Below are 20834 nucleotides of genomic sequence, written 5' to 3' on the forward strand. Positions count from 1 at the left end.
CCAACACCTTCCGCGCGGCGATTGACGCATCCCTGTTGTCAATCGCCGTCGCCGTTGTAGGTTCGCCGGATGCCCGCACCCACCCATCTCGACCCCCGTCTGCTGCGCGCCTTCCTCGCCGTTGCCGAGGAACTGCACTTCACGCGTGCCGCGGCCCGGCTGTACGTCGCCCAGCAGGCGCTCAGTCGTGACGTACGGCGGCTGGAGCGGGAGTTGGGTGCCGAGCTGTTCGTGCGGACCACGCGGCAGGTCACGCTGACCGGTGACGGGGAGCGGCTGGTGCCGCACGCGCGCCGGGTGCTCGCGGCGCAGGACGAGCTGATCGCCGCCTTCGGACAGGCCCGGCCGCTGCTCGTCGACGTCAACTCGCCGGGACTCGGCACCGGTGGGCGGGTGCTCGCGAGAGCCCGTGAACTCGCCCCCGAGCAGGAGCTCATGGCCCGCTACGAGAGCGGGCTGACGGGTGCGGCGGCCGAGATCCTCGCCGGTCGTCTCGACGTTTCCTTCGGGCGCTTCGCCGGTCTGGACCCGGCGCTGCGCTCGGGGCTCGACCATCTGCTCGTGCGCCTCGAACCCATGGCCGTCGTGCTGCCCGAGGACCACCGGCTGGCGGCACTGGACGCGGTGCCGCTGGCCGAGCTGGCCGGCGAGGAGGTGTACGCCGGGGCCGGCAATCCCCGTACGCCGGAGTGGACCGACCTCGCCCGGCACCTGTTCGAGGGACGCGGGATCGAGGTGGCGTCACCCGCGCCGATGGCGGTCGGTCACGAGGAGTTCCAAAGGATCATGGCCAAGACCCGGAACCCGATTCTCGCCGTGGTGGACTTTCCGGCCATGCCGTCGACCGTGTTGCGCCCGTTGATCGATCCCGTGCCCCTGTCACCGGTGTCCCTGGTGTGGCGGAAGGGGCTGGTGCACCCCGGGTTCGACGCTCTTCGACGCGCGGCGGCCGAGTTGTCGGCGGCGGAGGGGTGGCTGAACCGGCCTGCCGAAGGATGGTTTCCGGCCATCGACAGGAAGATCGAAAATGTCCACAAGTGACACACGGCAAACACGCCACCCTCGTGTGCGCTACATTCGTGGCCTGAGCACCATGTGATAAAGGGGGCGCTCGGACCGGGTGGGGGCCTGGTTCGGTCGACGGGTGCCCGGAGTCGTATGCGCACCCGGAACTGTCCCGTGGGGGGATTGCGTGCGCGAAAACAAATGGCGGGAAGACGCCCAACCGGAATGGCCCGATGCGGCATCCGGGACCCGGGAGTTCCCTGCGACGGGGGCCGGTACCCAGGCGTTCCCGGAGACGAGAGGAACCGAAGTCCTCGCGTCCGCCGACGAGACCGACGTACTGCCGAAGGCGTCGCCCCGACCCGAGTCCGAGCCCGCCTCCAGCGGCCCCGCCTTCCGTGACCCCTGGGGCCCGGAAGGCACCGCGGACCCTGCCGCGGGCAACGCCCACGACCCGCACGAGGTGACCGTCCAGCTGGACGCCGTCTCCCTGCGGGCCGACCAGCGGCTCGTCGGCCAGGCCGGCGGAGGTGCCGGGGGTGACGCCGACGGCTCCGACGGGCCCGTGTTCGTCGACGAGTCGGGTCGGCGCAGCCGCAGATTCCGCCGTATCGGCATCTTCGTCGGCATCGCCTGCGCGATCTACGCCGTCGTCATCGTCGCCACCATGCTCTCCGGCAACTCCAACGCGCCCTGGCTGCCCGTGCCGGGCCAGGAGGGCAAGGAGGCCGGGCAGGTGGAGACCACGCCGCTGCCCGCCGACTCCGCCGCGCCCACCGACGCCACCGGCGTCACGCCCGGCGCCTCGCCGACCCTCAGCGACGGCACGACCCCGTCGCCGGGCGTCAGCGCCACCGCTCCCGGCGCCTCCGCGACCGCCACCACGCCGGGCGCGTCCGCCGACCCGAAACCGACGGCGACCAGGACCGCCACGAGTCCGGTCACCAACCCGTCCGTCTCGGCGAAGCCCACCGACGAGCCCACCACCAGCTCGCCCAACCCCTCGGTCACGCCGCCGACCACCCCGCCCGGTCCGTCCGACTCCCCGGCCGGCGGCAGCGCCGGCACCGGCACGGACAACCTCGCCGACGGCGCGGACAGCGCGCCCGGCCTCTCCACCGCACCATCCCTGGAGAACACCCTCTGATGGCATCCCGCTCAAGCCGTCCCGGGCCCGCTACCGGAGCCCGTGACGGCTCCCGTCGCCGTCTGCCCCTGCGCCTGCTGCTGCCGCTGCTCGTCCTCGTCGCGATGATGGCGATGCTGATGCTGCGCGGCTACGTCCACAGCGAGATCCTCGCCGACTACCGGGTGGCGCCCGCCACGGCCAACGACAAGGTGCCGCAGGACATCCTCAAGGGCGGCCCGGTCATCGACACCCGCAGCGGCCGCAGCACCACCATGACCGTGCCGGACGACAGTGTCGTCCTCACCTTCGACGACGGCCCGGACCCCACCTGGACCCCGAGGGTCCTGGACACCCTGAAGAAGAACGACGCGCACGCCGTCTTCTTCATCACCGGCACCATGGCCTCCCGCTACCCCGACCTCGTCCAGCGCATGGTCGACGAGGGCCACGAGATCGGGCTGCACACCTTCAACCACCCCGACCTGTCCTACCAGTCGAAGAAGCGCATCGACTGGGAGCTCTCCCAGAACCAGCTCGCGCTCGCGGGCTCGGTGGGCATCCGCAGCTCGCTGTTCCGGCCGCCGTACTCCTCCAAGGCCGCGAACATGGACAACAACTCCTGGCCGGTCACCGAGTACATCGGCAGCCGCGGCTACATCACCATCGTCAACGACACGGACAGCGAGGACTGGCGCAAGCCGGGTGTCGAGGAGATCATCCGCAACTCCACGCCCAAGAAGGGCCACGGCGGGATCGTCCTGATGCACGACTCCGGCGGCGACCGCCACCAGACCGTACAGGCACTGGACCAGCTCCTTCCCCAGCTCAAGGCGAAGGGCTACAAGTTCCAGAACCTCACCGAGGCGCTGAACGCGCCGAGTGCGCACACCCCGGTCACCGGTCTGGAACTGTGGAAGGGCAAGGCCTGGATCCTCCTGGTCGACGCCTCCGACAACATCACCGCCGTCCTCGTCGTCTGCCTCGCGGTCATCGGCTTCCTCGTCTTCGCCCGCTTCGGCCTGATGCTGCTGCTCTCCGGCATCCACGCCCGCCGCACCCGCCGCCGCGACTTCCGCTGGGGCCCGCTGCCGGTCACCGAACCGGTGTCGGTGCTGGTGCCCGCGTACAACGAGGCCAAGTGCATCGAGAACACCGTGCGTTCCCTGATGCGCAGCGAGCACCCCATCGAGGTCATCGTCATCGACGACGGCTCCAGCGACGGCACCGCCCGGCTGGTCGAAGGGCTCGGCCTGCCCAACGTACGGGTCATCCGGCAGCTCAACGCGGGCAAGCCCGCCGCCCTCAACCGCGGCCTGGCCAACGCCCGGTACGACCTGATCGTGATGATGGACGGCGACACCGTCTTCGAACCGGCCACCGTCCGCGAACTCGTCCAGCCCTTCGCCGACCCGCGCGTCGGCGCGGTCGCCGGCAACGCCAAGGTCGGCAACAAGGACACCCTGATCGGCGCCTGGCAGCACATCGAGTACGTGATGGGCTTCAACCTCGACCGCCGGATGTACGACGTCCTTCAGTGCATGCCGACCATCCCCGGCGCCGTCGGCGCGTTCCGCCGCTCCGCCCTGGAGCGGGTCGGCGGCATGAGCGACGACACCCTCGCCGAGGACACCGACATCACCATGGCGATGCACCGGGACGGCTGGCGGGTCGTCTACGCCGAGAAGGCCCGCGCCTGGACCGAGGCCCCGGAATCCGTCCAGCAGTTGTGGTCCCAGCGCTACCGGTGGTCGTACGGCACCATGCAGGCGATCTGGAAGCACCGCAGGGCGCTGGTGGAACGCGGTCCCTCCGGGCGCTTCGGCCGCGTCGGGCTGCCGCTCGTCTCCCTCTTCATGGTCCTCGCGCCGCTGCTCGCGCCGCTGATCGACGTGTTCCTCGTCTACGGCCTGGTCTTCGGGCCCACCGACAAGACGATCCTCGCCTGGTTCGGCGTCCTCGCCATCCAACTGGTCTGCGCCGCCTACGCGTTCATCCTGGACCGGGAACGCCTGACCCCGCTGATCTCGCTGCCGCTCCAGCAGATCCTCTACCGCCAGCTCATGTACGTCGTGCTGCTCCAGTCCTGGATCACGGCGCTCACCGGCGGCCGGCTGCGCTGGCAGAAGCTGCGCCGCAAGGGCGGCGTCTCCGCCCCGCCGAGCGCGCCCGCCGGACGTCAGCAGGTCATGGGCGGGAGGCCCGTCTGATGAGCACGCCCTACTACCCCCCTTCGTCTCAGAAAGCCGTGGACGTGACCGTTCCCCTCGTGCCGACCGTCCCCGAGCAGCAGCAGCCGCCCCAGGAAGCCCGGCCGAAGGGCCCCGTCCGCGACCGCTACTTCGACCTGCTGCGCGCCCTCGCCCTGTTCCGCGTCGTCCTCTATCACCTGACCGGCTGGGCCTGGCTGCCGCTGGTGTTCCCGTCCATGGGCGTGATGTTCGCCCTCGCCGGCAACCTCATGGCCCGCTCGCTCAAGCGCCCGGCCGCGCAGGTCATCAAGAGCCGCATCCGTCGGCTGCTGCCGCCGCTGTGGGTGCTCGGGGTCGTGGGCGTCACCGGCATGGTCGTGCAGGGCTGGGGTCCGTCGGACGACGGCCACCCGGGCTGGTGGTGGCTCCATCTCACCTACTGGGTCCTGCCGTTGAGCGACCCGCCGTACGCCGAGGGGCTGCCCGGCGTGCACGGCTACCTCGCCGAGAACTGGGCCGTGGACCTCGCCGGACCGCTCTGGTACATCCGCGCCTATCTCTGGTACGTCCTGCTGTCGCCGTTCCTGTTGAAGGCGCTGCGCGCCCTGCCGGTCGCCACGGTCTTCGCGCCGATCGCGCTGTCCGCCGCCTTCGAGTTCGGCTACATCACGCTGCCCGGCGAGCGCATCCCCTCCGCCCTCACCGACTTCAGCACCTTCGGCGCCTGCTGGATCCTCGGCATGGCCCACCAGGAGGGCCTCCTCAAGAAACTGCCGCGCTACGTCGTCCCGTCCGTCGCGCCCGCCATCGCCCTGCTCGGCCTCTGGTACGCGACCAAGCACGACTTCTCCCAGGGCAACGACCTCGACAGCATGCCCTTCGCGCAGGCCCTGTGGTCGCTGGGCACGGTCATGATCCTGCTGCACGTCAGCCCGTCCTGGTCCGAGTGGCCCAAGCGGCTGAAGCGCTTCGACCGGCCGATCACGCTCCTCAACTCCCGTGCCGTGACGATCTATCTGTGGCACAACACCTGCATCGTCGTCGCGATGACGATCTGGGACCGGCTGTGGGGCATCGACCTGATGTGGCAGCACTTCTCCTGGCTCCTGGAGAGCCCGTGGCCGGTGCTGGTCTTCGCCTGGATCCTCATCGGCAGCTGCATCGTCTGGTTCGGCTGGGCGGAGGACCTCGCCGCCAAGCGCAGGCCGCAGCTGTGGCCGGACGGGTCGCAGGGCAGGCGGACGCGTCCCAAGTCCGGTTCGCACCGCGCCTGATGACTCTTTCTCAATTGAGGCTCAAACAGAGCCTCAATTGAAGCTCAAAAACGCGGGATCAGGCTCAATTGAAGCTCAGAAGACTCAAGTAGCCCTCGCTCGTGGCTGGTAGCCCGTGGAAGGATCTTGCCTGCGCGGCAACGCCGAAGGGGAAAGGCGAAACCGTGTCCTGGAGCAACGCCAGGGTAATTCACGGTAATTCACCTTCCTATTTCGAGAGTGCCATGCCATGAAGAGACAGATATGGGCTACGGTCGCCACTTTGCTGATGACCGTGAGCCTGGGAGCAATTCCCGCCTATGCCACGGAAATATCGACCACGGCGGTCACGGAATCCGATCCCATCGACCCGCCGCTCTACGACGAGACCGCCGACGGCGGCACTGTCCGCGTCAATGTCGTCACCGAGGACCGCGGAGATCTCGCCACCGCGGCGAGCGCCGGTGAGACGCTGCTGTCCTTCAAGACGCTGCCCGTGGTCACGCTGGAGGTGGACAAGGGCGGCCTGGACGACCTGGCGGCCCAGCCGGGCGTCGTCAGCGTCACCGAGGACGAACTGGTCGCGCCGTCGCTCGACGAGAGCGTCCCGGTCATCGGCGGCGACAAGGCCATCGCGGCCGGCAAGACCGGCAAGGGCAGCGCGATCGCCGTCCTGGACACCGGGGTCGCCGCCAACCACCCGTTCCTCAAGGGCCGGGTCACCACCGAGGCCTGCTTCTCGCCGGTCGACGCCAACTACGGCGCCACCAGCCTGTGCGGCAACGGCGCGGCCGCCCAGGAGGGCACCGGCGCCGCGAGCGCGAGCACCTGCGCGGCCATCGCCGAGTGCGACCACGGCACCCACGTGGCCGGCATCGCGGCCGGTGACGGCACCGGCCTGAGCGGTGCCCCCGCCACCGGTGTCGCCCCCGGCGCCGACATCGTCGCCATCCAGGTCTTCTCCCGGCTCGACTCCACCAAGTACTGCGGCGCCACCAACCCGTGCATCCGCAGCTTCACCAGCGCCCAGATCGCGGCCCTGGAGAAGGTGCTGGCGCTCAAGCAGGCCGGCACGCCCATCGTCGCCGCCAACCTGAGCCTGGGCTCGGCGAGTTACAGCACCGCCTGCACCAAGGACGCCCGCAAGACCATCATCGACAGCCTCTACGAGGCCGGTGTCGCCACGGTGGTCGCGGCCGGCAACAACGGCAGCGCGACCGCGGTGACCGCCCCCGCCTGCGTGCCCAACGCCGTCTCGGTCGGCGCCACGACCGACGACGACGAGGTCGCCTCCTTCTCCAACCACGGCCCGCTGCTCGACGTCCTCGCCCCCGGCAACGGCATCGTCTCCTCGGTCCTGACCGGGTACGACTCCAAGAGCGGCACCTCCATGGCCACCCCGCACGTCGCCGGCGCCTTCGCCGTCCTGCGCCAGGCCTACCCGGACAAGACCCTCGCCGAGCTGGAGGCGCTGCTGAAGTCGACCGGCGCGCCGGTCACCGACGAGGCGGGCGTGACCGTACCCCGTATCGACGTCGGCAAGGCGGTCGGCGCCGCGACGCCCGCGCCGGACCCGGAGCCCGCCGACACCACCCGCCGTACGAAGATCCTCAACGACGCCTCGTACGCCATCCCGGACCTGGGTACCGTCCAGTCGCCGATCACCGTCTCCGGCGTCACCGGCAACGCGCCCAAGGCCCTCCAGGTCTCCGTGGCCGTCACCCACGACTGGCTCGGCGAGGTGAAGATCGACCTGGTCGCCCCTGACGGTCAGACGTACGCCCTGAAGGCCACCAACGGCACCGAGCCGGGCGGCACGCTGACCAAGACGTACACCGTCGACGCGAGCGTCTCCCCGGCGAGCGGCACCTGGAAGCTCCAGGTCGCCGACAAGTCCTCCGGCGGCACCGGCACCATCGACGACTGGGCGCTGACGTTCCCGACCCCGTTCGCGAAGACGACCTCCGCCGCCGTCCCGGACGCGGCGACCCTCACCTCCGAGATCACGGTGGACGGCGTCACCGGCAGCGCCTCCGGCGCGCTCCAGGCGTCCGTGAACGTCACCCACGAGTGGCTGGGCGAGGTGAAGATCGACCTGGTCGCTCCGGACGGTCAGACGTACGCCCTGAAGGCCACCAACGGCACCGACCCGGGGGGCACGCTCAACAAGACGTACACCGTCGACGCGAGCGCCTCCGCGGCCAACGGCACCTGGAAGCTCCTGGTCGCCGACAAGTCGGCGGGCGGCACCGGCACCCTGAACAACTGGTCCCTGACCTTCCCGTCGATCGAGAGCCAGTCCACGTACGCGATCCCGGACGCCGGCACCCTCCAGGCGCCGATCACCCTGGCCGGCGTCTCCGGCAACGCGCCGAAGACCTTGAAGGTCTCCCTCGACCTCACCCACGACTGGCTCGGCGAGGTGAAGATCGACCTGGTCGCCCCGAACGGCCTGGTCTACGCCGTGAAGGCCACCAACGGCACGGACCCGGGCGGCACGCTCAACAAGGTCTACACGGTCGACGCGAGCGCCTCTCCGATCGCGGGCACCTGGAAGCTCCAGGTCGCCGACAAGTCGGCGGGCGGGACCGGAACGCTGGACGACTGGGCGCTGACCTTCTGAGCCCACCGCAGGAACGAGGACGCCCGGCCGGGATCACCCCGGCCGGGCGTCTCTTTGGCGTTGCCGGGAACTAGCCCTGCACGCCCTGCTTCCACTCGTCGGCGAGCAGGCCGAGGACCACCTCGTCCATGAACTCGCCCAGCACCCAGGCCGAGGAGCGCAGGACGCCCTCGCGGACGAAGCCGTTGCGCTCGGCGGACCGCAGCATCCCGACGTTGTCCGGCAGCGTCTCGACCTGGAGGCGGTGCAGGCCCCGTACGACGAAGCCGTAGTGGCACAGCACGGCGACCACGTCGGTGCCGTAGCCCTTGCCGCGGGCGGACGGCAGCAGGCCGAGGCCGACGTGCGCGCACCGGTGGTGGGTGTCGATGCCCCACAGCGTCGCGGCGCCGACCAGCTCGCCGCTCTCCAGGTCCACCACGGAGAACGGGAGGTTCTCCTGGTCCGTGGGATCCACCACGAACTTCCCGCCCTGGATGCCCGGCGGGATCGGCCGCCAGGGCCGCCCGTCGGCCCGCGACGTGTTGACCACGTCGTCGTAGAGCTCGCTCTGCAGGACCGGGACGTCGTCCTCGTGGCGGGCCCTCAGCCCGACCTTGGTGCCTTTAAGCATGCAGGCTTCTTATCGGGTCGCGGCGGGCGACGGCAAACGGTTTTGAGTACGTGTTCGCATGCCGAAAACCGGCAGAGCCGGCCGCGCCGAGCGAGATGCTCGGCACGACCGGCTCTGCCGGTACGGAGACGGTGGCCTACTTGAGGTAGCCGCCCTTGAAGCCGCTCTGGTCGGCCCAGATGCGCTCACGGGCGTCCCACGAGAAGCCGGCCCACTTGCCCTGCCAGATGGTCTCGGCGGTGGCGTTGTTCGCCGGGTCGGCGGAGATCCACTCCTTGACCGGGCTGTTGGAGAAGTCGGCGAACGGCACGTAGTTACGGTGCGAGGCCCAGCCGTTGTAGACCTTCACGACACGCGACGAGGTCGTGCGGTAGTTGACGCCGATCTTCACGGTCGTCACCTTCACGCCGAAGATGGTGTCGGAGACGGAGTACCAGGCGCTCCGGTCGTAGTAGCGGGCGCTCGGGTCGGCGAGCTCCTCCTCGGTGGTCGGCGGCGTCTCGGTCTCCTCGACGGCGAGGGTGGCCTCCAGGACGACGTCGCCGTTCGCGGCTTCCTTCCTCGTCTCGGTGGTGTAGTTCTCCTCGTCGATGGACTCGATGTCGGAGACGTCCGAGATGAAGTCGCCCAGCTCCTGGCCGCGCTGAGGGTCGTTCAGCAGGTCGACGAACTGTTCCTTGTCACCGTCGGAGAGCGCCGAGTACTGGTCCAGGGTCTCCTGGGCGTCCGTGTCGCCGAGCTCCACCTGCTCCACCAGGTAGGCCTCGTAGGCCTCGGGCGTGGTACCGGTGGTGTCGTCGGCGAACGCGGAGCCCGGCAGGGCCGCCATCGTGATCGCCGCCGCCGTGGCGACGGCCATCCCGACGAGTCTCTTGCGGTTCATCTTGGACGTGGTACGCATATCTACTGCCTCCGTTACGTGGATGAGTACACGAACTGAAATAAGCAGTAGGGAAAGCGCGATGATTCGCCCCCCTACAAGCGTTTCCGCCTTTCCCCTTCGGCGTTCCCGCTTGTCTTTGATCCTTCCACAGGGAATAGGGGGTTGAGGAGCTCAAATAGCCTTTCCTGAGGATCAATTGAGGTTCTGGGGTTTGAACTCGCTTTATTTGAGCTCTGGTTGAGCTATTTCTTGGTGAGAAAGCGGCCGAGCAGGATCACGCCCGTGATGAGGGCGGCCGCGACGACGGCGATCACTATCTTCATGCTGGTGTCCATGGCGCCGAACATGTCGTGTCTCCCTATGACTTGGGTCGGTAGCTGAGCAGGTCACCCGGCTGGCAGTCCAGGACCTCGCAGATCCGGGTGAGGGTGGTGAAGCGGATCGCCTTGGCGCGCCCGTTCTTGAGGACGGACAGGTTGACGTTGGTGACGCCGACGCGGTGGGCGAGTTCGGTGACGGTCATCCCGCGCTCGCTGAGGAGCTTGTCGAGATGGACCTCGATGTCGTGGCCCTCGTGCTCGTCCTCGGCCATCAGACGACCCCTTCGAGGTCCTCGCGCAGGGCGGCGCCGGCGCTGGTGATACGGGCGAAGGTGAGGAGGCCGAGGCCGGTGAGCACGATCAGGTACGGGGGTGTGAACATGGCCAGCCAGGAACCGGCCGTGAGCTCCTCCGACTTGGCCAGGCTCGCGAGGACCGCGGCCTTGGCGTTCGACTCGATGATCTCGGCGATCAGGCCGCCCAGCAGCAGCCACCAGCCGAGGACGCGGAGCCGGGACGCGGTCAGGCCGGTGTGGATGCCGTCCCGCGCCGCGCCCTGGAAGAGCCGGTTCAGGAGGAAGAGGCTGCTGATCAGCAGCAGTACGGTCGGCAGCGTGGTGAGCTGGTCCAGCAGGTGCAGGGAGGTGTCGGTCTCGCCGCCGCAGTAGCGGGGGACCGACTCGACGGCGGCACCCTTCTCGGCGGGGAAGCCCGGCGGGGCGACCGAACTGCCGGCCGAGTCGTCGACGATGCAGACGTTGCCGTCCGCCCAACCCCCGCGGGCCACTTGGAAGACGACTCCCACCGTCAGGAGCCCCACCACTACACGCAGCACGACGGACACCACCGTCGCCATCGGCTCCAGCATCTTCCGGTCCTCGGACATGATCCCCCGCCTCGCTTATCGTTTTTCGATGTATCGAGTTTCGATGTTATCGAGAAACGATAAGCCGCGCAAGCAACCGCGCCCCCGCACCAGGAACAGGTGCGAGGGCGCGGGAGCAAGGGAGTTGACCGGGTGTCAGAACCTCACGACGAAGTTGCGCACCGTCCCGGTGTCACCCGTGGCCACGTCGTCGACGCGGAGCTTCCACCAGCCGTTGACCGGCAGGTCGGTCGCGTCGACCGTGTAGACCTTCTTCAGGGTCCCGCCGGGCTCCTCGCCGTTGTCCTTGAGCAGGTGCAGGGAGCCGTCCGGGGCGATCAGGTCGATCTTGAGGTCGCCCAGGTACTCGTGCTCGACGTCCACGTACACCTCGAGCTTGCCGGAGCCGACGCCCGACAGGCCGTCCGCCTTGGTCCAGATCTCCGTGTAGTTCTTGTCCGGAATGGCCTTCACGGTCTGGTTCTCGTACGCCGGGAAGCCGAGCGACCAGCCGGTGAGGGTGCCGGTGGAACCGGTCGCGGAGTCGGTGACCTTCAGCGTCCAGGTGCCGTTGGCGACCGCGTCGGTGGCATCGACGCCGTACGTGGTCTGGAGGGTGCCGCCCGCCTCGGAGCCGTACGGCTTGAGGGTGTACGCCTTGCCGTCCGGGCTGGTCAGGGCGAGCTTCAGGTCGCCGATCCTGGTGTGGGTGAGGTTCGCGTAGACCTGGAGCGGGCCGGCGGCGTTGCCGTCGATCTCGGAGACGGCGATGGTCGAGCTGAGGGTGCCGGAGTCCGGGATGCTCTGGGCGGTGGTGTTCTCGAACGGCGTCGGGAAGATCAGCGACCAGGTGGTCAGCGTGCCGGCGTCCCCGTCGTCGGTGTCGGTCATCCGCAGCTTCCACTCGCCGTTCGCGACGGAGGCGGAGGCGTCGACCGTGTACGTGGCGATGATGTCGTCGGCGCCGTCGGAGGCGCTCGCGGCCTTCAGCAGATGGGTCGTGCCGTTCGGCGCGACGAGCTCCAGCTTCACGTCACCGCGGAAGGCGTGGGTGATGTTGACGTACGCCTTGAGGTTCTTCGGCGCGTTGCCCGGGTATTCGGCGACGGTGATCGGCGAGGTCACCGCGGTGCCGGTGCCGCCGGTCGGCGCGTCCGGGATGGCGATGTCCTTGTCGTTGTCGACCTGGAAGGCGCGCGGCTTCTTGTCCGCCTCGGGCTTCGGCTCGACCGCGGCGACGGCCTTGGCCACGTCGATACGGGGTACGGTCACGCCCGCCTCGTCGGTGACCGGCTTGCCGGTGGTGGCGAGCAGCGAGATCAGGCTGGCCAGCCCCTCGGTCGGGTAGGCCTGGCGGAGGACGGCGAGGGCGCCGGCGACGTGCGGGGTGGCCATGGAGGTGCCGCTCATGGAGTCGTAGGTGCCGCCGGGGACCGAGGAGACGATGCCGTTGCCGGGGGCGAGGACGTCGAGCAGCGGGCCGTGGTTGGAGAAGGAGGCGACCTCGTCGTCGTCGGTCGTGGCGCCGACCGAGACCGCGTTGGGCACGCAGGCCGGGGCGGTGACGGCGGTCGCGCTGCCGTTGTTGCCGGCCGCGACGACCGTGGCGACACCGGCGGCGTAGAGCTTGTCGATGGCGGCGGCGCGGGCGTCCTTGGTGCAGGCGGTGCTGTAACTCGCCGAGCCCAGGCTGAGGTTGGCGGCGATGATCGGCATCCCGCCCTGCTGGAGCTGCCACACCTTCTCCAGCGCGGCGATCTGCGCGCTGGTGAAGCTGCGGATGCAGGGAGAGGCGGAGCCGCAGTACTTCGTCGAGTCGAACTTGGAGAAGACCTGCATCGCGACGATGCCCGCGTCCGGCGCGACACCGGTGGCCGGGGCGCCGGTCAGCCCGGTGCCGTCACCGGCGGCGATACCCGCGACATGCGTGCCGTGGTCACAGCCGTCGAGGGTGGCGCAGGCGCCGGCCGCGGAGTTGGCGGCACCGGTGCCCTCCTGGGTGGCCGCGCCGTTGCCGCACAGGCTGGTGGCGCCGTAGGTGGCGTCGATCGGCGAGAAGCAGGCCTCGGCGACGATCCGGTCCTTGAGGAACGGGTGGTTGGTGGCGACACCGGTGTCGATGATCGCGATGTCGCTGCCCGCGCCGGTCTTGCCGGCCTTGTGGGCGGTGTCGGCGCCGATGACCGGGATGCTCTCGTCCAGCGAGGGTGCGGAGAGCCCGTCCTCGGTGACGCTCACCACGCCGTCCTGGGCGGCGAGTTCGTCCAGCCCCGACTTGTCGACGCGCAGGGTGACGATGGGCAGGGTGTCGAAGGACTGAAGCGTGTCGCCGACGCTCGCCGCGCTCGACAGGTCGGCGCGGGTCTCGGTCACGACGTTCACGCGGACGGTGTCGCCGTCGGCGGTCTCGTCGTAGAGCGGCGGATCGACCGGGTCGTCGGCCGTGGTGGCCGTCGAGGTGGTCGACGTGGAGTCGGTGGCGTGGGCGGGTATCGCGCTGAGGGTGGCGGCCATCACGGACGTGATGACGGCAGCCCAGATCCGTCTGGTCATGGGGCTCTCGATGTGAGGGAGTGCCGGCGCAGGGAAAAGGCACCGGAGGAAGGAAAGAGAAGAAAAGAGCGAACTGCCTGCGGACGTCACGCACTCGGCGTGTTCCGTCGGGAGGCCGTAGGGGAAAGCGGCGGCAGAGCCGACCGCAGCGGCGGAGAAAGACGGATCCGCTTGATCACCGCAGACCCTAGGGGGCCGTGATCACCGCCGCAAGACCCGAACATCCGGAGCCCGCGACTCCGCACGGTTGCTTCGGCAAAAGACGAGGCCGTCCGCCTCGTAAGCCCAAATGAACATCCCCGCAGGCAGGTTGCTCACGCCAGCAAAACGGAGGAGCTCACTTCCACTTTCTCGTCCCACAGGTCACTCTGGTGCCCGCCCTGAGCCCCCGCTACCGTGGCGCTGCCCGCACCACACCGAGAGACCGAAGAAATTGAGCCAGGAACCCGCCATCGCCCCGCCCGCCGGAGCCGCGCCGGTGTTCGGGCTGATCACGCCCGTGGACTGGTACCGCATGCCGCTCCAGCCGCGGGACCGCCGTGAGGCGTCCATCGCCGCGCTGATCAAGCGGCAGTTCGCCGGCGTCGACGACCAGCCCGTCCTGCGCCGCAAGGCGGAGGAACAGCTGCGCGACACCGCCGAGGCCGGCGTCGAGCAGGGCGGCGTCGTGCTGTACCTCTCCTTCCTGGAGGTCGGCGGCATCCCGCTGTCCGCTTCGCTGCTCGTCTCCCGCCTGCACCAGAGATTCGACACGCTCGACGCCGTGGCCGCGCTCGCCGGCTCCGGCGAGGTCGGGCTGACGAAGCTGCCCGCGGCGGGGCGGGCGGCCCGGCTGGTGCGGCGCGAGCAGTCGCGGCAGTCGCGGAAGCTGGGCTCGGAGTTCCAGGACACGGTCGTCGAGTACTTCGTACCGGTCCCGGACCGCGACGAGGTGCTGATGCTCACCTTCAGCACACCGCTGGAACCGATCGCCGACGCCATGGTGGAACTGTTCGACGCGATCGCCGGAACACTGCGCTGGCAGCGGCAGGACGACACGGGGGATGAAGAGACATGGGCGAGAGACTGAGGGTCTCCACGGACGACCTGGAGACGGCCGGCACCGGACTGCGCACGGTGGCCACCGAACTCGAAGGACTCGACAAGCTGATGGACCAGTACGACCGCCGCACGGTCGGCCACCAGCAACTGCACGAGCGGCTCCAGGACTTCTCCGACGGCTGGGACGACAACCGCAAGAAGATGATCGAGGAGATCCAGGGCCTCGGGAAAGTCGCCCACGAGTCCGGCAAGGCGTACAAGGAACTCGACACCGCGCTCTACAACGCGCTCATCGGCAAGGGGAAGAAGAAGTGATCGGCAAGGGGAGGAAGGCAGTGGTCGGCAAGGAGGACAAGAAATGACCCGCCCCGCCGACCACCGCTGGGAGGTGTTGGGGGAGAGCGGCGACCCGGTCCCCGGCGACGTCACCGACCTCACGGCCCTCTCCCGCCGCTTCGAGGCCACCGCGAAGACCATCACCGAGACCGCGGCCGCGCTGCGCCGCCTCGGCAACCAGGAGAGCTGGGACTCCGAGGCCGGCCGCGCCTTCGCCGACAAGGCCAACGACACCGCGAAGACGGTGAGCAAGGCGCACGACCGCTACGCCGACGCCGCGTCCGCGCTGAAGACGTACTACACCGACCTGGAGACCATCCAGGAGGACGCCGACAAACTGCTGCGCGACGCGGAGACCAAGGCCGGCGACCTGACCAAGGCGAAGTCGAGCGCCGAGAACCCACCGAAGGGCACTGAGGAGGCTGACCAGAAGAAGCTCGACAAGAAGGTCACCGACATCCAGGACGGCCTGGCCGACCTGCGCGGTCAGCTCGCGGACGTCAAGCGGCGCCACAAGGAGGCCGGCGACAAGGCCGCCAAGAAGATCCACGACACCACCGAGGGCGACGGCCTCAACGACTCGTGGCTGGACGACCTGCGCGACGCCCTGAAGATCATCAGCGACATCACGGGGGCGATCGCCGCGGTCTGCGGCATCCTCGCGCTGCTCGTCGGCTGGATCCCGATCATCGGCCAGGCGCTGGCGGGCGTGCTCGGCACCATCGCGCTGGTGATGACCGCGATCTCCCTGGTCTGCCACGTCCTGCTGGCCATCAACGGCGACGGCTCCTGGGGCGACGTCGCCATGGACGCCCTGGGCCTGGCCACCTTCGGCATCGGCCGCGTCTTCTCCGCCGGTTCCAAGCTCGCCGCCACCCTCGGCCGCAGCCGCGTCTGGCAGGCCGCCGACGACTACGTCCGCGCCTGGAACCGGGGCATGAACTCCGCCGCCCGCCGCCGCCTCGTCGAGGCGATGGTCGGCCCGCGCGCCGGAGCGACCGGCGCCGGCGCCCTGCCCGACGTCTCCCTCGCCGCCGCCTTCAAGGGCCTGCCCCGCTCCTTCGCCGACGACCTCGGCACCATCCGCGGCAACTGGCGCGACCTCTTCAAAGTCGGCGACAACCTCACCGCCGCCCGCAACGCCTACAACACCGCCGGCGCCCGCGGCCTCGCCAGCATGTACGTCGGCCCCGGCATGGTCGACGAACTCGGCCGCATGAAGAACATCGACCCGACCGACCTGAACTTCATCGGCACGCCCGACGCCTTCAAGCAGGCCCTCTCCTACAACTCCTGGGCCCTCGGTGCCACCGGCACCGGCGCGGGCTCCGACACCAACAGCTTCATCGGCCTGTTCGGCGGCGACGAGGAGATCGACGTGACGGGCCCGGACGCGTCGCTGGCGGGGCGGTGACCACGATGGACTGGCGCGAGTGCCGAGTGGACCTTCCCGCCCCGCACAACTGGCTGGTGCTCGACCTGCGCACCGAGGACCCCGAGACCTGGGCACGGCAGGTGGCCGAGGAACACCTGGTGGAGGATTCGCCGCGCGAGCTGTACGACGCCTTCGCCACGGACGTCCTCTGGTACTGGGGTGCGGCCCGCCGCCAGAACGCCCTGTGCGCGTCCCTGCTCACCCCGCCCGACGCCCCGGTGCTGGCGAGCTACACGGTCCGCGAGGTACGGGTCCCGCCGGAGGCGGCGACGGTCGAGGCACTGCGCGCCGAGGTGGGCCGGACAGAGGGCCCGTTCTTCGGCACCCAACTGCTGGAGGAGGTGGACCTCCCCCTGGGCCCGGCGCTCCGCGTCCAGCGCATGGAGCCCACGGCCCCCGACTCCGCGTCCGTCGAGATCGTCGAGGGCGTCGCCCACTACGTCCTGCCCGCCCGCTTCACGGGCACGGCACTGGAGTGCCGTCTCCTCTGGAGCTCCCCGGGCCTGGGCGAGGCGCTGGCGGGGATGGCCGACGAACTGGCGGCGTCACTCCGCCTGACGTGACCGCCGCCTGATCGGAGGCTCCCCGAGCCCGAGCTTCTCCCACGGCAGCATCGCGAGCGGCATCCAGCTGAAGCCGACGGCGAAGACCCCGAGAACGTTGACCAGCCCCTTCGGCAGCACCCACCCGAGCTGGGCCACGACCAGGGCGACGACCAGCAGATACACATCGAGGACGAGCACGGCGAGGATCTTCCGCAGCGCGGCCCCGAGACCGACGCGCTCCTCGCCCCCCTTGAACATCCCGAAGACGATCACCGGCACCATCAGCCCGGTGACGCCACCGACGGCGATCCCGCCGATGACGAGAGCGATCCGCCCGTCCTCCGGCACGACATCGGACAGCGGCGCCCGATCCACCGCGTCCCCGAGCAGCGCCACGGCCGCGTACACACCCAGGGCCATGGCCGCCAGCACGACGACGACCCCCACTCCGAAGGCGACATTTCCGGCAACCGAGCGCCGCTCACCACGCTGCGTCGCGCTCGGCCCCTCGGCCCTCGACTCGGCGGACATGGACTCTCCCATTCCTCTGCGGGGTCCGGTAGAGGATAGCCAGGTCGGGTCAGTGGCTCCAGGCAGTGGTGTCGAGCACCTTCGTCGGTGGCTTCACGTCCAAGGGCTTGTCGAAGCCGCTGTAGGTCGTGGTCGTATGGAAGTCCGACCCCTTGTAGACGACCTTCAGGAGGTACGGCTTGCCCTCCGTGGCCACATAGAAGGTGTACTTCCCGGTCTTCACCCTCTTGTCGGTCACGACCACCGAGATCGCCGGGGTGCCGTCGACCTCGGTCGGCTCGCCGCGCTTCGCCGTGCCGAAGGAGCTGAAGTCCCGGGGGCAGCGGGCGAGTCCGTCGCCCGGTTCGGCCTTGCTCGCCGGGGTCTTGATCCAGCGGTCCTGGTCCCCGTCCATGGGCTTGTCCGACCACCACTCGATGTAGGCGCGGTTCGGGCGGACGTAGTCCGTCTCGCCGATCCGGATCTGTTCGAGGGCGGCGCCGTTCCAGTTCCAGGTGGTCTTCGACGTGCACCTGTTGTGGAGGTCGGTCGTGATGCGGCCGGTGAAACCCTTGCCCTCGGGGTTGGTGGTCGTCCCCTCGACGGTCACGGACGTCAGCCCGCTCATCGTCTTGTTCGCCTCGTCGAGGATCTCCTGGCCGGAGCGCTTGTCCTCACCGCCGCCGCTCCCGGAGCACCCGGCCACCAGCAGGCACGCCAGCACCGCCACCGCTCTTCTTCGCACAGTCCCCCCACAGATCACGGATGGCCCAGAGGTTACCGGTGCGGACGGGCGCGCCAAGATCCTGTAAACCGCGGGGGACAGCGGTGTGCCCGTGGCATACGGCGTGCGAGACTGCCCCGGTTGCGGAAGTGAACGGGGTGGCCGGGGCGTCTCCCGGCCGGTGGGGAGCGGACGACGATGAGCAAGCGGCAAGTGCAGAAGATGCTGCGGTTGATGGCGAGCGGCGAGGCCGTCGAACTCACCAGCCCCATGGCCTCGGTGAAGAAGCTAGCCCGACTCGCCTTCATCGCCCAGCAGTTCGGCTACGAGTACGCCGACGTACGACAGAGCGGCGGCCGGAACAACGCCCTCGTCATGCTGCTCGTCCCCGACCCCAGCCCGCAGGCCCGCAGCCGCGCCGCGCAGAACTGGGCGCAGTACCCGAACGCGGGCGACGGTGTCTCCGTGCCGCCGCTGATCCCGGACGCCTTCGAACTCCTCAAGGCCCGGATCAACTTCGACCTCACCGGGCAGGCCAAGAAGCGCATGGGCTACGCCGTCGCCGGCGTCAGCGTCGCGTGTCTGGTCCTCGCGTACCGCTTCGGCGGCCAGTCCGACGACTTCGTCGTCGCGGCCGTCATCTGGGTCGTGCTCCTGGCGGCGCTCGGCGTCGCCTTCGTTGTCAACGGCAAGCGCAACGTCAAGTTCGCCGGCCGGCTCCAGGCCGCCGGGTTCACGCCGGTCACCGACGAGAGCGGCCGGGTGCGGTATCTGCCGCCGGGCGCCCAGGTGCCGGGCCAGGCGAACCCGTTCGCCGCGGGCCCGTACGGCAACCAGCCCCAGCCGGGGTACGGGCAGCAGCCCCAGCCCGGATACGGCCAGCAGCCCCAGCCCGGATACGGGCAGCAGCCCCAGCAGCCGTACCCCCAGCCCCAGCCCCAGCAGCAGCCGTACGCGCCCCAGCCCGGCTACGCACAGCCCCAGCCCCAGCCCTACGGTCACCCGCAGCAGCCCCCGGCCCCAGGCCCGTACACCCCCCAGCAGCCCTACCCGCAGCAGCAGCCGTACCCGCCGCAGCAGCCCTACCCCCAGCAGAACCCCAACTGGCAGGCGCCGCAGGGGTGACCTCGGGGGTGACCCGCGCCACTGGGAGCTGTTCGTAACAAAGGGCCGCAAGTACCTCTCATCCCGCCCGCCCGCCGGGTGAGAGCAAAGTTCCTTTCCGGTCACCCAGTGCCACAGCGAGGAAACGCGCCCTCCCTACCTTCGGGATCAGCCGCTCAGAGAGCCCCGAGCCCCGAAGCACCGTGGAGGCGTCATGACAGCCCCTAGCACAGCCCCCGCACCCCCGAGCAGGGGCGGCCGCTGGATCCAGCAGTGGGATCCGGAGGACGAGACCTTCTGGAACGAGACCGGGGAGAAGGTCGCCCGCCGCAACCTGCTCTTCTCCGTGCTCTCCGAGCACATCGGATTCTCGATCTGGACCATGTGGTCCGTGCTGGTGCTCTTCATGGGCCCGGAGTACGGCCTGACCCCGGCCGACAAGTTCCTGCTGACCTCGATGGTCACGCTCGTCGGCGCCGTCGTCCGCGTGCCGTACACCTTCGCCGTGGCCCTCTTCGGCGGCCGGAACTGGACGATCGTCTCCGCCGGGCTCCTGCTCGTCCCCACCATCGCGGCGTTCACCGTGATGGAGCCCGGGACCTCCTTCTCCACGTTCCTGCTCGTGGGTCTGCTGGCCGGCATCGGCGGCGGCAACTTCGCCTCCTCGATGACCAACATCAACGCCTTCTTCCCGCTGCGTAAGAAGGGGTGGGCGCTCGGCCTCAACGCGGGCGGCGGCAACATCGGCGTCCCGGTCATCCAGCTGATCGCCCTCGCGGTCATCGGCGCCAGCGGCGGCCCGCGCGTGCTGCTCGGGATCTACATCCCGTTCATCGTCGTCGCCGCCGTCCTCGCCGCGCTGTACATGGACAACCTCGCCACGGTGAAGAACGACACCGGTGCCGCCATCGACTCGGCGAAGGACGGCCACACCTGGATCATGTCCTTCCTCTACATCGGCACCTTCGGCTCCTTCATCGGCTTCTCCTTCGCCTTCGGCCAGGTCCTCCAGGTCCAGTTCGGCCGTACGCCGCTCCAGGCCGCGTACGTCACCTTCATCGGCCCGCTGCTCGGCTCGCTGATCCGCCCGCTCGGCGGCTGGCTCGCCGACAAGTACGGCGGCGCGAAGATCACCCTCTACAACTACGTCGCCATGGGCGCCGCCACCGCCGTCCTGATCTTCGCCAGCATGCAGAAGTCGCTGCCGCTGTTCGTCACCGCCTTCGTGGTGCTGTTCGTCCTCAGCGGGCTCGGCAACGGCTCGACGTTCAAGATGATCCCCGGCATCTTCCACGCCAAGGCCCTCGCCAAGGGGCTCCAGGGCGACGAGGCCGCCGCCCACGGCCGCCGGCTCTCCGGCGCCTCCATGGGACTCATCGGCGCGGTCGGCGCGCTCGGCGGTGTCGGCATCAACCTGGCCTTCCGCCAGTCGTTCCTGTCGAACGGCTCCGGCACCGGCGCCTTCGTCACCTTCCTCGTCTACTACGCCCTCTGCTTCGCGGTGACCTGGGCCGTATACCTTCGCCGCACGGCCGCGAAGACGGAGACGACGGCTGCCGCCGAGACGAAGCCCCAGCTCAGCTATGCCGAGGTGTGACGTAACACCGGCGCAATGAAGCCGAACCGAGCCTGTCACGCACCGTTGACAGGCTCGGTCGGCATGCAGGTGCCATCACACCCGGTGTAGGTGCAAACGACTCGAGTGC

At 69.5% G+C, this 20834-nt stretch carries 18 protein-coding genes; 11 read left to right on the forward strand and 7 right to left on the reverse strand.

The features are described from left to right. Nucleotides 1-69: 69 nt before the first annotated feature. From IQ210_RS00295 to IQ210_RS00315, 5 genes are all read left to right on the forward strand, one after another. The gene (locus IQ210_RS00295) at nucleotides 70-1041 is read left to right on the forward strand and encodes a LysR family transcriptional regulator (RefSeq protein WP_194075442.1); all 972 of its coding nucleotides are present in this window, start codon (nucleotides 70-72) and stop codon (nucleotides 1039-1041) included. 151 nt (nucleotides 1042-1192) lie between these two features. After that, a complete protein-coding gene (locus IQ210_RS00300) occupies nucleotides 1193-2152 on the forward strand; it encodes a hypothetical protein (protein WP_194075444.1) in 960 nt (319 codons plus the stop codon). Beyond that, entirely contained in the window at nucleotides 2152-4341 is a 2190-nt protein-coding gene (locus IQ210_RS00305; RefSeq protein WP_194075446.1) for a bifunctional polysaccharide deacetylase/glycosyltransferase family 2 protein, read from the forward strand. The genes IQ210_RS00300 and IQ210_RS00305 overlap by 1 nt, the downstream gene beginning before the upstream one ends. Beyond that, complete coding sequence (locus IQ210_RS00310; protein WP_194075449.1) at nucleotides 4341-5597, forward strand: acyltransferase family protein; 1257 nt, start codon at nucleotides 4341-4343, stop codon at nucleotides 5595-5597. The genes IQ210_RS00305 and IQ210_RS00310 overlap by 1 nt, the downstream gene beginning before the upstream one ends. A gap of 268 nt (nucleotides 5598-5865) precedes the next feature. Then, entirely contained in the window at nucleotides 5866-8199 is a 2334-nt protein-coding gene (locus IQ210_RS00315; protein WP_228046765.1) for a proprotein convertase P-domain-containing protein, read from the forward strand. Nucleotides 8200-8269: 70 nt separating this feature from the next. Here IQ210_RS00315 and IQ210_RS00320 read toward each other — a convergent pair whose 3' ends face one another. The 5 genes from IQ210_RS00320 to IQ210_RS00340 all read right to left on the reverse strand — a co-directional run bounded on the left by IQ210_RS00320 (nucleotide 8270) and on the right by IQ210_RS00340 (nucleotide 13433). Then, on the reverse strand, nucleotides 8270-8812 hold the full coding sequence (locus IQ210_RS00320; RefSeq protein ID WP_194075453.1) for a GNAT family N-acetyltransferase: 543 nt from the start codon (nucleotides 8810-8812) through the stop codon (nucleotides 8270-8272). Nucleotides 8813-8948: 136 nt separating this feature from the next. After that, nucleotides 8949-9695, reverse strand: coding sequence for a hypothetical protein (locus tag IQ210_RS00325; RefSeq protein ID WP_194075455.1), 747 nt, complete (start codon nucleotides 9693-9695; stop codon nucleotides 8949-8951). Nucleotides 9696-10053: 358 nt separating this feature from the next. Continuing rightward, nucleotides 10054-10287 carry a helix-turn-helix domain-containing protein gene (locus IQ210_RS00330; RefSeq protein ID WP_194075457.1) on the reverse strand — a complete coding sequence of 78 codons (234 nt, stop codon included), beginning with the start codon at nucleotides 10285-10287 and terminating at the stop codon, nucleotides 10054-10056. Continuing rightward, a complete protein-coding gene (locus tag IQ210_RS00335) occupies nucleotides 10287-10901 on the reverse strand; it encodes a hypothetical protein (RefSeq protein WP_194075459.1) in 615 nt (204 codons plus the stop codon). The genes IQ210_RS00330 and IQ210_RS00335 overlap by 1 nt, the downstream gene beginning before the upstream one ends. 135 nt (nucleotides 10902-11036) lie before the next feature. Further along, entirely contained in the window at nucleotides 11037-13433 is a 2397-nt protein-coding gene (locus IQ210_RS00340) for a proprotein convertase P-domain-containing protein (protein WP_194075461.1), read from the reverse strand. Between the two features lie 433 nt (nucleotides 13434-13866). Between IQ210_RS00340 and IQ210_RS00345 the strand changes: the two genes are divergently transcribed. From IQ210_RS00345 to IQ210_RS00360, 4 genes are read left to right on the forward strand one after another with little or no spacing between them, the layout of a single operon-like run. Then, nucleotides 13867-14502 carry a hypothetical protein gene (locus IQ210_RS00345; protein WP_194075463.1) on the forward strand — a complete coding sequence of 212 codons (636 nt, stop codon included), beginning with the start codon at nucleotides 13867-13869 and terminating at the stop codon, nucleotides 14500-14502. Further along, nucleotides 14487-14789, forward strand: coding sequence for a hypothetical protein (locus tag IQ210_RS00350; RefSeq protein WP_109498478.1), 303 nt, complete (start codon nucleotides 14487-14489; stop codon nucleotides 14787-14789). The genes IQ210_RS00345 and IQ210_RS00350 overlap by 16 nt, the downstream gene beginning before the upstream one ends. 43 nt (nucleotides 14790-14832) lie before the next feature. Beyond that, the gene (locus IQ210_RS00355; protein ID WP_194075465.1) at nucleotides 14833-16224 is read left to right on the forward strand and encodes a hypothetical protein; all 1392 of its coding nucleotides are present in this window, start codon (nucleotides 14833-14835) and stop codon (nucleotides 16222-16224) included. After that, nucleotides 16221-16808, forward strand: coding sequence for a hypothetical protein (locus IQ210_RS00360; protein WP_194075467.1), 588 nt, complete (start codon nucleotides 16221-16223; stop codon nucleotides 16806-16808). The genes IQ210_RS00355 and IQ210_RS00360 overlap by 4 nt, the downstream gene beginning before the upstream one ends. On the opposite strand, the gene IQ210_RS00365 is transcribed toward IQ210_RS00360, so the two are convergent. Both IQ210_RS00365 and IQ210_RS00370 read right to left on the reverse strand, forming a co-directional pair. Next, a complete protein-coding gene (locus IQ210_RS00365; RefSeq protein ID WP_194075469.1) occupies nucleotides 16791-17321 on the reverse strand; it encodes a hypothetical protein in 531 nt (176 codons plus the stop codon). The genes IQ210_RS00360 and IQ210_RS00365 overlap by 18 nt on opposite strands. A 49-nt stretch (nucleotides 17322-17370) precedes the next feature. Further along, nucleotides 17371-18045, reverse strand: coding sequence for a hypothetical protein (locus IQ210_RS00370; protein WP_194075471.1), 675 nt, complete (start codon nucleotides 18043-18045; stop codon nucleotides 17371-17373). Between the two features lie 177 nt (nucleotides 18046-18222). Here IQ210_RS00370 and IQ210_RS00375 point away from each other — a divergent pair, with 177 nt between their 5' ends. Next, entirely contained in the window at nucleotides 18223-19149 is a 927-nt protein-coding gene (locus IQ210_RS00375; RefSeq protein WP_194075473.1) for a hypothetical protein, read from the forward strand. A gap of 193 nt (nucleotides 19150-19342) precedes the next feature. Next, entirely contained in the window at nucleotides 19343-20725 is a 1383-nt protein-coding gene (locus IQ210_RS00380) for a nitrate/nitrite transporter (RefSeq protein WP_194075476.1), read from the forward strand. Nucleotides 20726-20834: the final 109 nt, after the last annotated feature.

The sequence above is a fragment of the Streptomyces justiciae genome (genome assembly GCF_015163075.1).
GTDB lineage: Bacteria > Actinomycetota > Actinomycetes > Streptomycetales > Streptomycetaceae > Streptomyces > Streptomyces justiciae.